The sequence below is a fragment of the Neobacillus mesonae genome (assembly GCF_001636315.1).
GTDB lineage: Bacteria > Bacillota > Bacilli > Bacillales > Cytobacillaceae > Neobacillus > Neobacillus mesonae.
In genome coordinates this window covers 3,334,349-3,350,361 of the sequence record NZ_KV440949.1, presented here as the reverse complement: position 1 = coordinate 3,350,361, position 16,013 = coordinate 3,334,349, and the positions used below count along the sequence as shown (strand labels likewise).

Genomic DNA, 16,013 nt, shown 5'->3' with positions numbered 1-16,013 from the left:
CGGCGTCCTAGCCGATTTCCTTTTGGATTTTAATAAAACGGAGGTTTTCACATCATGTTTCAGACAAAATTAATTGATTCAGAGTTAATTGAATGGACGATTGCACAACGAAGACATTTTCATATGCATCCTGAGCTGTCAGGACAAGAATATAACACTGCTGCTTATGTGAAAGAGAAATTAGCAGAATTCGGTATCCCTGTTAATCCCCGTTTTTCTGCCCCAAATGTGGTTGCTTATTTTAAAGGAACGGAAGGGAAAAAGACCATCGCACTTCGAGCGGATATGGATGCACTTCCTCTCCATGAAGAAGGAGACAAGCCTTATATCTCCACCGTTCCTGGCGTTATGCACGGCTGCGGACACGATGGGCATACTGCTACATTGCTCGGGGCAGCTAAATGGATGAGCGCTAATCCTCAGTTAGTGAAAAATAATATCGTGCTGATATTTCAAAGCTCTGAAGAAGCGTCTCCAAGCGGTGCGAAACAGCTTGTCAAAGAAGGCGTTTTGGACGGAGTTGACGCCATCTATGGTATTCACTATATGTCTAGCGTACCTCTTGGACAAATTGGTTTTGCGACTGGCTATGGGATGGCCTCTAGCGATGACTTTGATATCACGATTGAAGGAAAAGGCGGACACGGTGGAAATCCGCACGAAACGGTTGATCCAATCTACATCGCAACTCATTTGATTCAAGCGTTCCAATCCATAATCAGCAGGAACTTAAATCCGCTCCATGCGGGTGTTATTTCCTTTGGCGGATTGCAAGCCGGTAATTCCTACAATGTCATTCCGGATAAAGTGACAATGCAAGGAACAATTCGCGCTTTAACCTTTGAAGGCGCTGAATTAATGCACGAAAAAACGGCACAGTTAACGGAATCTATTTGTGCAAGCTTTGGAGCAAAAGGACATTATCATTTTATCGAGGGCACACCGCCATTATACAACCATCCGGAAGCATGTGAAGTAGCAAAAGGAATCATCGAGCAAACTTTCGGCGAGGGTGTATTTGCCGAACTGGAACCTGTCCTAGGTGCAGAAGACTACTCCTTCTATCTAAAAGAAAAGCTTGGCTGCTTTATCAATGTCGGCATGCAAAGCGACAAAAGCCAATACCCGCACCACCACCCAAAATTCGACATCGACGAAACCGCCATCCCAGCCGGAATCGAATTGATGATTCAATTAGCGTTGAACGCTTAATCGCCGTTGCTGTTGTAAATGGTGTAGGCTGTGTAAAAAAAGGAAAATGGTGTCAGGCACCGCTCGTGGACAAATGACCCATTTGTCCACCTCAGGAGGACAGTCCTTAATTTGGGGGCTGTCCTTTTTTGGTGCCTGACACCATGTGAAATTTTCACAATCATTTTTCCATTATTTTTATTTAAAAAATGTAGCTTTAAGAATTGAGTGATTTTTCAAAATCGCATATTATAGAATATATTGTCGACTATTTTCGATAATATTCGCTAATCTCCCATATGCTGGAGATTTTAGTAATTGAGGAGGCTCCATGATGAAACTGAGCAGTGAGGAAATTGAAATTTTAAAAATCCTTGAAGAGGACCACAAATTATCGGCGGCGATAATCGCATCCATGGTGATGAGCGATGAAGAAACCGTCAAAAATACGATTAAAAAATTAGAAGATCAAAAAATTATTATGAGCTACCCTACGTTAATCAACTGGAGTAAAGTAGATGGCCAAGCAAACATTATTGCCATGATTGAGGTAAAGGTAACCCCCAAGCGCGGTGTCGGTTTTGATGAAGTGGCAGAAAGAATTGCCCGTTTTCCGGAGGTTTCTTCCCTATACCTGATGTCAGGTGCCTATGATTTATCGATTACTATCGAAGGCAAAACGATGAACCAAATTGCCAACTTTGTTTCTGAAAAACTATCGACGATTGAACATGTCATCTCAACCACCACCCATTTCATGTTAAAAAAATACAAGCATGATGGGGTTATTTTTGAAGGCGGCGATGAAAAAGATCGCAGAATGGTGGTTACACCATGAAAAACGAGTATTCTTCCTATCTTTCGCAAACAGCTAAAGAAATTCAGCCGTCGGGGATTCGTAAATTTTTCGATTTGGCAGCCAGTATGGAAGGCGTCATTTCACTTGGAGTTGGTGAACCAGACTTCATCACTCCTTGGAATATTCGCGAGGCAACAATTTTATCGCTTGAGCAGGGATATACCTCCTATACGGCCAATCCCGGCTTGCTTGAATTAAGACAAGAAATCTGTAAATACCTATATAATCGTTTTTCCGTTCAATATAATCCTGGGAACCAGGTGATTGTCACGGTCGGGGCAAGCCAAGCCATTGACCTCGCATTCCGTGCGATTATAAACCCAGGAGAGGAAGTCCTGATTGTTGAGCCTGCCTTTGTCGCCTACGCCCCATTAGTTGCATTAGCAGGCGGCAAACCGGTTCCGGTTTCTACTTCACCAGAGAACGGTTTTAAAGTAACACCGGAACAAATTGAAGCGGCCATTACGGAAAAAACAAAGGCGCTTTTGATTTGCTCGCCTAACAATCCGACAGGAAGCATGCTGACAAAGGATGAGCTTATAGAACTTGCAAAAGTTATGGAAAAACACGACCTAATTGTCGTATCCGATGAAATTTACGCTGAATTAAGCTATGATGAGACTTTTACCAGCTTTGCCGCCATCGATGGCATGTATGAACGGACAATTTTGATCAACGGATTTTCTAAAGGCTTTGCGATGACAGGCTGGCGTTTAGGATATATTGCTGCCCCAGTGGAGTTTGTTGAGGCAATGTTGAAAATTTTCCAATATACGACAATGTGTGCCCCGCATATGCTGCAAATTGGTGCGGTAGAAGCACTAAGGAACACCTATCATGAAGTTGAGGAAATGCGGAAGAGCTACCAAAGAAGACGGAATTATATGGTGCAGACCCTAAACGAAATCGGGCTGGATTGCCATACACCAGGAGGCGCCTTTTACGTCTTTCCGTCGATTCGTTCAACAGGCTTAAGCTCAGAACAATTTGCCGAAGAACTATTGATGGCGGAAAAAGTGGCTGTAGTACCAGGCAATGTCTTTGGCGAAAGCGGCGAAGGCTATGTCCGCTGCTCCTACGCCACCTCGATGCAGCAGCTTCAAGAAGCGTTGAAACGGATGCAAAGATTCGTTGAATCGCGGAAAATGGTACTGCAGGGATAGATTAACCCCCATCATTTTGGGGGTTTTTTAGTTTTACTGCAGATTAGCTAATAGAACTCTTAAATACGCTAATAAAACTTGTAAATTCGCTAATAAAAGACCTAAATCCGCTAATAAAAGCTTTCAAATCGCTAATAAGCCCAAAAATTCATTATTTAAAGCATGCGTAAAGACGTTTAAAAAAGTTTTATTTTTCATCAAACCGATTTGCCTCCTCCTTCGTTTCCTTTAATGACAAAAATGGTTACGAGGAGGAGTTTTTCTTGAAAAAGTGGAAATGGTTGTTTTTATTTGTGTTAGCAGGAGTACTTTTAGCTGGCTGCAGTGATAAAGAAAAGGCTGAGGATGCAACTAAGAAAGACCCGGCGAAGGCTGAAGAATCGTCAGGTGAATCAAAAGAACAAGCCCAAGAAACCGCGTCTAAACCAACAGCAGCTTTAAAGGTAATGGAAAATGAAAAAACAGGCCAATACTTAGCTGATGCTGACGGCAAGACGCTTTACTATTTTAAAAATGACAAGCCCAATACTTCCAACTGCAGCGGCGAATGCCTGCAAAAATGGCCAGCATTTTATGCAGAAACCTTTGAAGTCCCGGAGGGCTATAATAAAGACGATTTCGCTGTGATCACCCGCGAAGACACTGGTGAAAAACAAACTACTTATAAAGGTTACCCGCTCTACTACTTTGTGAAAGATCAAGCTGCCGGGGATGTGAACGGCCAAGGTGTGAAAGATGTTTGGTATATTGTTAATAGCGATACTACATTTGCCCCGTAACCTGATATACCACTTAAGAACTGTCCTATTTGGCAGTTCTTTTTTCGCTTTACTCTCATTTATACTTAACTAAAAACATGTCAGTAAGGAGAGACGTTGGCAGTGAAATCAAAAACAGACGAGGAACTGGTTTCATTAATTGTACAGAATCATCGGCCTGCACTTGAGGAGCTATATGATCGCTATGTAAAGCTGGTTTATAGTTTTTCCTTTAAGATGGCCAATGGTGATAGCGAGAAAACGAAGGAAATTGTCCAACAGGTTTTCCTACGGCTTTGGACAACAAAGCGAACCTACAATCCATCACAAGGAAAATTTGTGAACTGGCTCCTGACCATTACCCGAAACATCGCTATTGATATCATTCGCAAGGAACAAAAAGAGCACGTCACGGTTCAGCTAGACCCTCAGGAATGGCATCAAATGCAAGATCAGAAGACGGAAGATGTTCCAGAGCAGGTTTCTAGAAATCTATTAAAAAAGCAAATTCAAGAAGCAAAACAGCAGCTTTCTGACCCACAGCAGCGCCTTATTCATTTATTATATTGGGAAGGCTATACCTTAAGCGAGATAGCGGAAATGGAGCGAACACCGTTAGGCACGATTAAAAACCGGCTGCATCAATCGTTAAAAAAACTGCGAAATTATATGAGTGAAGAATTAGTAGGGGGTGTTCGGCATGGAAAATAAATGCGAAAACCTGTCTTTATATATCATAGATGAACTGTCAGAGCATGAAAGAGCACAATTTGAACACCATTTAAAAACATGTATTCACTGTCAGAAGGAAATTCATTCCTTAAAGGAGACATGGGAGATGCTTTCTTTTGATTTTGAGGAAAAGGACGTACCAGCCTCACTAAAAGATGAGGTTATGGATTTTATTTTTCAAGAACAGGAGGCAGAGGCCGTCGTTAAGACGTGCGATGAAGAGCCAAAAAGGCATGACATAAAATTGTTCTTTGCAAAACAGTTTTCCCCGTTATCGGCTGGAATAGCTGCTGTTTTACTAATAGGGGCCATCGGGTTGTTATGGAGCAATCTTCAATTGAGGAATAATATTGCTGCATTAGAAAACAAAGTCGGATCCACAACCACAACGGAAATTGTCAGGACTTTTCATTTATCAGGGCAAAATACTGCCTTGTCCGCAAACGGAAATGCCTATCTTGTCAAAGAAGGCAGCAGCACTGTCCTTGTCATCGAGCTAAATAATATGCCGGACACAAAAAATGAAGAAGTATATCAAGTGTGGCTGTTGAAGAACGGAAAGCGTCAGAGCGCCGGTACGCTAAAACCCGACTCAAGCGGCAACGGTCTTATTACCTACCGCCTGCCTAAAAACCACAGCTTCGACGACATCGGCATCACACTCGAACCAAATCCAAATAATACCCAGCCACAGGGGCAAAAAGTTATGGGGACCACATAAATCAGGGTGTCAGGCACCATGTGAATTTTTCACATGATGCCTGACACCCTTTTAAAATTTCATTTTAAGTTGCATAATTGCGCCACTATTCTTTCCTCTTTCCCCATATGTGTAATGTCCAATCAAATTTTTGTTAACCTACATATTATATTTAACTGTAATTAATTATTTAGGGGAATCCATATGTATATCGTAACTGCAACAAATGATAGTTATGCGAAACACTTAGGAGTAATGTTACATTCATTATTGGAAAATCTAATCGACAAAACCAATACTAATATCTTTATAATTGAGGCAAATATCTCTAGAATAAATAAAATGAAACTACAAAGAATTGTAGAAAGGCATAATTTACAGGTTGAATTTATCACAATCAACGATAATGATTACAGCTTGTTTCGTAAAGTTGGGCGTTTTACCAAAGAAGCATATTATCGAATTCTTATTCCGGAGTTGTTAGGCAGAGATATAACTAAAGCAATTTATCTTGATTGTGATCTAATAGTAAGAAAAGACATATCAAGGTTATGGACTATTAATATTGATGACTACTTCTTAGCAGCAGCAGAGGTGTTAGAAGCTAAAAAGATGAAAAAACCTTTATCAATCCCTGCAAACTCTATTTATTTTAATTCTGGAGTCTTATTAATTAATTTACAAAAGTGGCGGGAAAATAATATATCAACACAAGTTATCCAATATATAAAAGATAATCCTGCAAAAGTTAAATTACCGGATCAAGATGGATTAAATGCTATTCTATATGATAAGTGCCTCAAACTAGATCATGAATGGAATTACACAACCCGTACTCAGAAAAGGATTCGCATTTATAACCCGGCTATTGTTCATTTCACCGGCCGAAAAAAACCATGGAATTCAGATGTTCCATTTAAGATAGAATATTTAAAATACCTAAATTCTTCTCTATGGGAACAACAAATTTAATTAACCTGAAATAGTATTAAAGATTTAAAATTGATCCGCAATATTTAAAGGGACCCTTGTTTTAAAACCTGGGTTCCTTTATTTTTTTTCATTAAATTTATCCCTAATGGCCTTTATTTCCTTCTTTAAGGGGGAACACACAATCACACTATCGGCAACTACATATTATATTAATATAACAATATGATGAGGTGATTCAAAATGTATATTGTTACTGCATCGAATAATCATTACGCTAAACACCTTGGAGTAATGCTGCATTCATTATTACAAAACTTAGATAAAAAGACCGATGCAGCTATCTATATTATTGAGTCAAATAATTCACATAAAAATAAATTAAAACTTCAAAGAGTTGTCGAAAGGTTTTCTCAAAAGATAAAATTTATAACCATTGACGATAATCTTTTTAACTCTTTTAAACTTAAACTCAAGCATATTAGTAAAGAAACCTATTATAGGATTATTATTCCTGGCCTATTAGACGTTGATATTAAAAAAGCACTGTATCTCGACTGTGATATGATCATAAGGGCGGACATATCAAAGCTGTGGAATACTAATATTGACGACTATTTTTTAGCAGCGGTCCGAAGAGCCATTAATTAATAAACAGTGGAAAAAGGCACCCCTGTCAATACCAGCTGAGTATACTTATTTTAATGCTGGCGTCTTGTTAATGAATTTACAAAAATGGCGGGAAAATAAAATATCTTCACAGGTTATCCAATATATTAAAGAGCATCCTAAACTCATTAAACTAATGGATCAGGATGCATTAAATGCTGTTTTATATGATAAGTGCCTGAAATTAGAACCAAAATGGAATTACACAAAGGGTGTAATGAAAAGGTATAACTTAGACAACCCAGCTATTGTTCATTAAATTAGTTTCATTTCTAAATCTGCTTAGATAAAAGTAAGCGCCAATAGCTAAGGGAGTTGAGAAACAAAACATACTTTATTCTCCAACTCCCTTAGTATGTGTATAAATTAAAGTAAACGATTAAAGGGGAATTCATAGTTAAATAATTCAATGTCTTTTTGATACATGTCTCCTACTATTTTTATCATTTTTTCATCATAATATTTCCAATATGGTTTATGGTTACTTAAGTTAAATTTATTTAATACTGCTTCAGGCTTGTTTAATCTTGCTTTTAAAATTTTAAATCCTTCCTCCAAATTTTCATAAGACCCTATATAATCCATATCTAATTCACCATTTGTGTTTATCAAATACAAATATTGTGGCTTAAAATGAATTTCATTCATAATTTTATTTTTGAAATGATTGTTCCTGTCTAAAGCATATACAAAGTCGTGAAAACTATTGAATGGAGAAAGCTTATTTTGCATATATCGATCATATTTATTTTTCATTCCGCCCTTTTTTAAATAAAAGAAGGCAGAAACCAAGCGATCCCAAGGATTTCTTACAAACCCAATCTTAAAAAATTCCTGAAATTTTGCTGGATCTTCCCGCTCATAATCGGTTAAATGAAAATGGACAGTTCTTTTAATATTTAATGATTTAAATATGGCAGTGCCAGCAACTTTTGGGACATGTATTAAAATGACTTTATTTTTGACCAATACTTTATCCCTGTAAACACTTTTTTTCATTAAAAAAACACCACATTTTCTTAATAGTTTAATAATAGATGTGTAAAGGAGGCCTATGCCATTCCCAAGGATCCATATGGAGTGCAAAAACTGACAAACGCAACCATTATCAATTTTCCAATCGGAATCCTCACTAAAATATATTTGCCTATTATCCGTACGTTACAAAAAGGTTGAGGCAGGTATATATTTATAAAATTCAAATACAAAAAAATTGAAACGGTAGAAGCACATTTTAATTGTATTTTTTGACTTTATTTTGAAATAGGATTATCTTTACACTCCCCAGAATAGGAGAAATAGTTTTGGTCTGTCGTACGGCCATTTTCATCGATTACTTTTGTTAGGTAGTCATTGGCATCATACTCATATTGACGGGTATCGCCGCCAACGGTTTCTCCCGTGACATTGCCAATCGAATCATACGTCTTCCATACATTGTTTCCATTTGGATCTGTTATTGATCACGTAGTTCCCGAGTGAATCGTAAGCAGACTTTGTCCGTATTGAACAGACTAAATTACAAGAAAAGTGACCCCCTAGAGGATCACCATTAAAACGGTTAGTTTTTTTCAATCTTCCACACTAAATTTTCAGGATTGTCCTTTTCAACTATAGACTTGTTTATAGTCTTTATCTGAAAACATTACCTTGTGATTAAGTACCCATTTTAAATCACCATAATTATTAAATAAATTCTGTTCATCGGTATCTTCAATTGAGAATAGCAGTTCTTTATTGACGATAACGCTGTTTCTCTTTTTGATTTCAATGTATACATCAATGGTATTTACCTCATGATGACAGATAATGCTGCATACGTACTTCTTGTTCGGACTACTCTTTTTCATTAACATATAAACATTCTCATAATCTGATTGTTTAATACTTTTATAAACATCTTCAAGTAGTGTCTTGTCCCATTTTAATTCATCAGCAGCACGTTTCATTCCTTCGTGTACGATTTCAAGAATCTTCTCCTTCTTTTCCCGATCGGAGGATAAAGATAAAATACCTTCAGCATCTGCTTCTACGTATACTGGATAGTAGTTAAAGATGATGTGAGCGGATTTATAAATTTGCTCTCTCTGTTCTATCTCCTCTATACAATAGATCTGTATTCCTTTATCGCCTTTTGCCTGTAATTTTGGCAGAAGACGACTATAGAAAAAAGTAATGCACCTAGTCTCATGGAAGAACGACCAGTTCAGATTTCTTCCTTTGTTTCATTTGGATATAGTCAATATGTCGGGTTTCCCATCTCTCGGCATTAGCCCGTCCTCTTAGATTGACTCGTACAATTCTTGATTCGTAGCGGTTCCCGTATTTAGTTTAATTCCAAACTTCGCAAATGTTCATTCTTCCAATACCATCTAACGATTCAATTGAAGATTGGGTTAATATTAACTCCTGAAGATTTTCCAACTTTAGCTAGTTCCACCAGAGATTTGGAAGGTGGTTTATAACTCCACACCTGCAATATGTTTAAAGATAACTATGAAAAAGATCGCCCCATATCTAGCTAGAATAGCTTAGGGATGGCGATCTTTTTAAAGTTATATTCCGAGTCATTCAAAAACCATGACTTCAACGCAATACAGATTAATATTAATTTAGCCGAACTTAAACAAGTTTTATTTAAAATTCGACTGGTAATCTCCATTATTTACTTTCTTATAGTAATTTTACAGAAGTAAATCGTTTCGAGTGTTTTTCATAAAGTGCAACTTCATTATCATTTAACCATTCTAAATCTCCCAAAAATCTTTCATATATAAGCTCATCTGGTTTAGTGGATATTAATTTTTCTTTTTTTATAATCCTATTTTTCAAATCCTTTATTACTATATTTATTATAAATTCATATAAATCGTGTTTACATTGCACCTCTGCATTATATTTTTTGTTTGGATTCAATTTTGGTTTTTTCCATATAAATTCATTAATATAGTTTAATTCCTTTACTCTTTGAGATGCTTTTTGAAATGGAATAGGATCCCAATCTTTTTCTTTAATTACATAAGAAAGTATTGTATCAAGAAGTTCTAAAATCTTTTCTTTTTTATTATTATCTGGATACTCTAAAAATGTTTTGATATCGAATGGAACAATAACTTCGCAATATCCATCAACACATTCTTGTATCCTTAATGTGGAATAGTTTCCACAATGCATATTTAGCTGTTTACAATCAGAAGTTTTATATTTCTCAAATTGTTTTTCAAATAAATTAGTTATACATCTTGTTTGAAAAGACAAGCTCTTCTTAACATCAGAGACCCCTTCTTCACCAAATATTAAAAATTTTTTTAATATCATTTAAAACCCTCTTATCCTTAATTATATTATGGTCTACTATGGCGATACATATTTCCTCCGGCATTTCTAACGGCGTTAGCTCTTCCTTTTTCCCAGTTCAAAGCTTTTTGTCTTCCGTAAATATTTCTTTTGACGACTCGTGCTGCGTAACGTTCATATTTTGCACTTTGGTTCCATTTATTAACTTGAGAATTTGCTCTCCTTGATGTTCCATTTTTATTTAACTTGCCACCACTAATACCAACCTTTACTATTTTCCCAGTTTTTTTCTCATATATTTCATAACCATGTTGAATTTTTTTACTTTTTTTGCTATTGCCATGAACTTTTTTTGTAGTTTTTACTACTTTGGATACTTTTTTATAAGTTTTATAAGCTTTATATCCTCTATATGCAGCAATACCACCATAAACAACCAAATGGGCCCATTCCCCATTATGGTCCACCAAATTAACAGGCGTATTATCAGCATAGGCATATCCATTCTGAGTGATTGGATTTTCCTTATCGCCCAGTACTGGATCTAAAGAGAGAAATCTTCCGATTTCAGGATTATAGTAACGCTGCTGTAGGTAATAAAGCTTTGTCTCTAGATCATAACGATACCCTGCATACCTGAACGGAACGCTGGAAACAAACGTACCAGATTCTTTTACAATGTTGCCCCATGAATCATATTCAAAGCTGGCAACAACTGCACCGGCCTCATCTGTTACAGATGTAATATCTCCCCTTGCATTCACATGGAACGTATATGTCTTTCCGCCTTTTGTCATCGTAAGAGGACGATTGGCATTGTCATAGACGTAAGACGCAAGAACGCTGCCTGCAGAGTCGGTTTCTAATACCACATTATCATTTTCATCGTACGTATAATAAACAGTGGCAGCTCCCGTTGTTTTGCTGACCCGGAGACCCTCGGAATTATACTGATATTTTCCTAGTGAAGTCGTTCCTTCTTTTACTTCAACCAAACGGTCATCTGCATCATAGATGAAAGTTTTCTTTCCATCGTTCGTCATGTTGCCAGACTTATCATGAGTCACAGCCTTGCCGTTAATGGTAGAAAGCTGGTTTGCAGCATCATACGTATAGGTATCCGTGGTGACAGTGGTTCCTTTTGTCACTTTTTTTGTCAGGCGGTTGCCGACAGCATCATACGTATATTCCAAAATGTCCCCGTTAGGACGTACTTCCTTGATTAATTGGCCGCTTTTGTCGTAGGTGAAATGGGTCATTCCGCTGATCGTTTTTTCCGATACCCGGTTCCCTTTCGCATCGTAGGTGTAATCAAAGGATTCGATTGTTGCCCCTTGTGAATTAGATGTTAATAGACGGATTAGCTGTCCGGCTCCATCGTAATTGTAGAACGAGAAGGTACCGTTTTTATTTTTCAGTCCTGCAAGCTGGTCATTCTCGGTAAATGTATACGTGACATCGGTGTTCCCACTTGTTATGCTGGTCGTCTGGTCGTTTTTATCGACGGCTCGGTTCACAGTAAGATTTGCTGTTCCCGATACAAACGTACTCGTAAGCAGATTACCGTTCTTGTCATACGTGTAAGTATTTTTCTTGCCTGTTGAATCACTTTTTTCTTTTAATTTGTCATCAACGTCATACACAAATGTCGTCGTTACACCAGTGAAAAGATCCTTTTCCGTTAACAGATTGCCGTTGGCATCATACGAAAACTCGAAACGCTTTACTCCGTTATGGAAAGTGGCTATTTTGCGATTGACGTTGTTATACGTATGTTCTATCACACTTCCGTTTGGAGAAATGGTTTTCGTTTCATTTCCGACAAGGTCGTACTCATAAGAAATGGAACGGTCTAGGGCATCCGTTAAAGATATAATATCATCTCTTTCGTTATATAAAGAAGTTGTTTTATGACCATTCGCATTTGTGGTTCCTGTATGGTTTCCGGACTTATCGTACTCGTATGTTGTTGTACGACCATTTTCGTCGATTACTTTTGTCAGGTTGTCATTGGCATTATACTCATATTGACGAGTGTCGCCACCAACGGTTTCTCCTGTGACATTGCCAATTAAATCATAATTCTTCCATACATTATTTCCATTGGGGTCGGTACTATTGATTACATAGTTCCCAAGTGAATCATAAGCAGACTTTGTCCGAATTGAACCGACTTGAGCTTTGGCTGCATCGAACCAGGCTGTACCTGTTTGATCTTTATACTGATAATAAACCGTTAAAGACTTAAAGTCCTTTGTTGCTGCAAACCGTAACGAAACGTGTTGCCAGTCATGGGATTTCGTTTTATCAAAATCACCATTCACCCACTGGACCGTTCCATCGGTATGGTTGATGGCTACATTCATCTGATAAGGACCAGCAGAAGGTGTCGGGGAATCAACTTTAGAAAAACCGGATATGGTAATTTCCTGTCCGGATGTGCCATTCACTTTTACTTCCTGACGGACAAACTTATCGACTCCACGCTGGCCGGTTAATTTGATCGATTTGCTGCCAGTATAAGCTGTTTTAGTATCGACACCATCAGAAGTAGTGAGGGTTCCAGGGAAATACCACCCATCAGGCACCCCATTTTTATCTGCATCCAATTCGAATTTACTGTTTTCAATTAAATTAAAAGCACCGTAGTATTCTTCTTCAATTTGCAAGCCATCAAAGAAATAATCACCAGTACCAGCATTGACGTACGCTTTTAACGTCATGAACGTGGTGTCGGCAGGTAGGTCTCCGGGGTTGATGACAAAGTGCATTCTTTCTACACCCGTTGTCCCTTTGAGCATCGCGCTGCTGACTGTTTGAGTCATCTGGCCGTTTGCATTACCGCCAGTAATGACAAGCTTGGCATTTGAATTGGCATTGGTGGTTTTGATGTAACCACTGACTACATATTTCTTTTTCGGATCATAGTTAACCCGATCGCTTTCAAAAGCAGCGGCTGTGGACGGGTTCGAAATTTTGATTTGTCTTGAACCTAATTTAGCCTTTTGTACGACAGCCCCACTGTTGTCATATGTGAAAGAAGCTGTACCGATCTTTTTCCAGTTATCAGGCCAATTGTCATTATTTGCATCATTTTCAAAACTTCCGTTTAATAACAAGTTCTCCCCGATACTGACGGAGGATGTTTCTTCGGTTACATTTCCATTCGCATCATATTTGGCAGCGGATGATTTGGTCGCTGCATCGGTAGATGCGACATTATTGTTTTTACTGTCATATTCCTCAGTGGAGACATTCCCTTTCGCATCTGTAAACTGAATAGGATTGTTGTTTTCGTCATAGGCGATTTTTTCCTGTTCGTTTAGTGTGTTTGTAAAGTTTGTTAAGTTCCCATTCTCATCATAAGCATAATCATAGGTGGCCGTACTTCCGCTTTTGTTGGCATTTTCATCTTTTTCCTGAATGATGTTGTTTTGATCATCATAGTTAAAAGTCCTCGTATAATTGAGCCCACCTACATCAGATACTAGCTTGGTGACATTTCCATAGGAATTATGGTTGTATTCGTTTTTTACACCCCTTGAATCAGTCACTGTAGTAACGCCCGTGGTCGTATTGTAAGCCATTGTATAGTAGTCAGTTTGGACCGTTCCCTGCAATGTAACCGGCTGTTCGTACTTGATTAATCGATTATCCATGCTATAATTCATAAACATCTTTTTCCCTTTTTCGTCGGTATAAGATGTCATTTGATGTTTGGTATCATAGCCATAGGCTGTGTTTTGGATTACGACACGGTTTTTGTCTGTTTCGGCAAGGCTCGTCAAGTTTTCGTTTGAATCATAAGAATACTTATATTCCCGGTTTGCAGGGTCTACAATGGAGCTTACCTTCCCATTTGTACCGTAGCTAATCGTCATTTTTCGTCCGGATGGATCCGCTACAGAGGTGAGCTTACCTCCTGTGTAGGTGTAGACAGTTTTATTATTATTTGAATCGGTTTCCGAAACCACTTTCCCAGCGGTATCAAAAGTAGTAAACGACTGATCCTTATCAATTAATTTAAACGTTCCATCTGGATTTTTCTCTAGCTCTAAATACAATCCGCCAGGAGAGTCATATCCCCCTGATGTATTTTTAGAGAAATAATGCTCTGTACCATCTGCATCACGGTAAACGACTAGTTCATCCGTAGCAAATGTCAGTTTTTCATCGAGATTGGAACTCCAACCGTATCCAAAGATCCCTGAATCAACTGAACGGCTGTTGTACGTCCGATTAACCGTGATCGGCAAGCCTCTTCCGTTAATCGTAAAATCCGATTCCTGAGTATAGAAGTTTCCATTATACGTATTGACGTTAGAACCAGCAGAGGTCCAGAAACTTTCAACCCCAATCGGTTCAATCGTGTAGACAACGGTAAATCTTGGCTTTTTTAACGGGTCAGCGGAATAATCACTAGACCAGAACATTTTCCGGTTCACGGTTTCGTCCGTATGTTTTAGCATGAAACCATAATTGGCCTTTTTGCCGCTGTACCAATCTTTAACGAGATTGGTAATAAAGAACGTATAGTCACCGTCATTTGTTACATTTAGACTTGAAATCTGCGATTCGATGGCCGGCTGATTGCTCCAATTCACCGTTTTGGTATTCCAAACCTTTGATATTGGGTAAACTCCGACACCGGCAGAATGATCATACCCATTTGTATTGGAATGTGAACTTAATCTAAAATTGGCAGAGGTAATTTTGGCTCCGCTTAACAGATTCTTCAAATTAAACTTCATGAGTGTACGAGTCGTTCCATAGTACACCTGTTTCCCTGTGTATAGGGAAGGATCCAGCCAATAATTTGAAGTTGGATAAGCAGAAGAAATCATATTGTCTTCGGTGGTGGCATCATGAATAACAACGCTAGGGTCCAGGACAACCGGATATTTACGGTCAGCTGACTTCAGCCATTCTTCATCTACTTCAACATCCACGAACGTTTTCCCTTTTTCTTCGCGAAGCTTCATTGTTACATCATGAGATACAGCTTCAGACGCATCATACAAGAAGGGTTTTGACAGAATGAAAAATGGTTTTCCTTTTTCGTCCTCAAAGATGATTTCACTGTTTTTTGTTTCCTTTGCCTTAAGTCCTTTTGTCTCTATTTGATATGAAAACTGGCTTTGTTCCGGCTGTTCATGGAAAATAAGTTCTTCTTTTACAGCATTATTGTCGGCATAAAAAACCAAGTCGGTATTCGGGAAGACCCCTGGATAGGCAACACGATTCTTTTCAATAGTACCAGCTACCTTGTTTGCTCCAACTAGTCCTAAATCAAGCTGCTTTTCCTTCCACTTGAACCGGATGGTCCGGTTGTTCTTACTTTTCTTTGAAAATTTCACCTTGAATTTATTTGCTTTATTCTCGAGCGAAAGATCCGGATCATCGCTTCCTGCCTTTCCGTTTACAATCGTATTGTCAATGTTTTCCCACTTTTTGTTTTTCTTAAAGTGAATCGGTTCTGTGTATTCCTCTAATACATATTCACGTGTCTTCGTATCAAGATACGTTTTTGACTTTTCCGTCCTTAAGTCCGTCAATTCTTTTAGTTCTTTTACATTTTTCGGTTCCTGTTTTTTCTCGGCAAAGGCTGTGTTTCCCTGTAAAGGTGGAATCAGCGTCAAAATTAACGTAAAAATTATGGACCAGGTAATTGTTTTAACAAACAGGCCTTTTCGTTTTTTCTTCATTTCCAATTT

General features: G+C 38.2%; 13 protein-coding genes. 9 read left to right on the top strand and 4 right to left on the bottom strand.

Annotation, left to right across the window (positions count from 1 at the left end):
- Positions 1 to 54 precede the first annotated feature (54 nt).
- The 9 genes from A6749_RS15690 (at position 55) to A6749_RS29150 (ending at position 7,261) form a co-directional block, all read left to right on the top strand.
- On the top strand, positions 55 to 1,212 hold the full coding sequence (locus A6749_RS15690) for a M20 metallopeptidase family protein (RefSeq protein WP_066391376.1): 1,158 nt from the start codon (positions 55 to 57) through the stop codon (positions 1,210 to 1,212).
- A 313-nt stretch (positions 1,213 to 1,525) separates the two neighbouring features.
- Positions 1,526 to 2,029: an Lrp/AsnC family transcriptional regulator gene (locus tag A6749_RS15685; RefSeq protein WP_066391373.1), complete on the top strand. Its 504-nt coding sequence runs from the start codon at positions 1,526 to 1,528 to the stop codon at positions 2,027 to 2,029.
- Positions 2,026 to 3,213 carry an aminotransferase gene (locus tag A6749_RS15680; protein WP_066391371.1) on the top strand — a complete coding sequence of 396 codons (1,188 nt, stop codon included), beginning with the start codon at positions 2,026 to 2,028 and terminating at the stop codon, positions 3,211 to 3,213. The genes A6749_RS15685 and A6749_RS15680 overlap by 4 nt, the downstream gene beginning before the upstream one ends.
- A gap of 263 nt (positions 3,214 to 3,476) precedes the next feature.
- Positions 3,477 to 3,992, top strand: a complete 516-nt coding sequence (locus A6749_RS28955) for a COG4315 family predicted lipoprotein (protein ID WP_066391369.1) — start codon at positions 3,477 to 3,479, stop codon at positions 3,990 to 3,992.
- Positions 3,993 to 4,094: 102 nt separating this feature from the next.
- Complete coding sequence (locus tag A6749_RS15670) at positions 4,095 to 4,682, top strand: RNA polymerase sigma factor (RefSeq protein WP_066391368.1); 588 nt, start codon at positions 4,095 to 4,097, stop codon at positions 4,680 to 4,682.
- Positions 4,672 to 5,424, top strand: a complete 753-nt coding sequence (locus A6749_RS15665; protein WP_066391367.1) for an anti-sigma factor — start codon at positions 4,672 to 4,674, stop codon at positions 5,422 to 5,424. Before A6749_RS15670 ends, A6749_RS15665 begins: the two co-directional genes overlap by 11 nt.
- A gap of 183 nt (positions 5,425 to 5,607) precedes the next feature.
- Positions 5,608 to 6,375, top strand: coding sequence for a glycosyltransferase family 8 protein (locus tag A6749_RS15660; RefSeq protein ID WP_066391366.1), 768 nt, complete (start codon positions 5,608 to 5,610; stop codon positions 6,373 to 6,375).
- 201 nt (positions 6,376 to 6,576) lie between these two features.
- Positions 6,577 to 6,984 carry a glycosyltransferase family 8 protein gene (locus tag A6749_RS29155; RefSeq protein WP_066391365.1) on the top strand — a complete coding sequence of 136 codons (408 nt, stop codon included), beginning with the start codon at positions 6,577 to 6,579 and terminating at the stop codon, positions 6,982 to 6,984.
- Complete coding sequence (locus A6749_RS29150) at positions 6,980 to 7,261, top strand: glycosyltransferase family 8 protein (RefSeq protein WP_084797857.1); 282 nt, start codon at positions 6,980 to 6,982, stop codon at positions 7,259 to 7,261. Before A6749_RS29155 ends, A6749_RS29150 begins: the two co-directional genes overlap by 5 nt.
- Before the next feature lie 107 nt (positions 7,262 to 7,368).
- Here A6749_RS29150 and A6749_RS15645 read toward each other — a convergent pair whose 3' ends face one another.
- The 4 genes from A6749_RS15645 to A6749_RS15630 form a co-directional block, all read right to left on the bottom strand.
- On the bottom strand, positions 7,369 to 8,001 hold the full coding sequence (locus tag A6749_RS15645) for a sulfotransferase family 2 domain-containing protein (RefSeq protein ID WP_066391361.1): 633 nt from the start codon (positions 7,999 to 8,001) through the stop codon (positions 7,369 to 7,371).
- Between the two features lie 608 nt (positions 8,002 to 8,609).
- On the bottom strand, positions 8,610 to 8,852 hold the full coding sequence (locus A6749_RS27720) for a hypothetical protein (protein ID WP_127484997.1): 243 nt from the start codon (positions 8,850 to 8,852) through the stop codon (positions 8,610 to 8,612).
- Between the two features lie 823 nt (positions 8,853 to 9,675).
- Positions 9,676 to 10,320, bottom strand: a complete 645-nt coding sequence (locus A6749_RS15635) for a hypothetical protein (protein WP_066391359.1) — start codon at positions 10,318 to 10,320, stop codon at positions 9,676 to 9,678.
- Between the two features lie 26 nt (positions 10,321 to 10,346).
- Positions 10,347 to 16,004 (bottom strand): DNRLRE domain-containing protein, encoded by a 5,658-nt coding sequence (locus A6749_RS15630; protein ID WP_066391357.1) that lies wholly within the window; start codon positions 16,002 to 16,004, stop codon positions 10,347 to 10,349.
- Positions 16,005 to 16,013 lie beyond the last annotated feature (9 nt).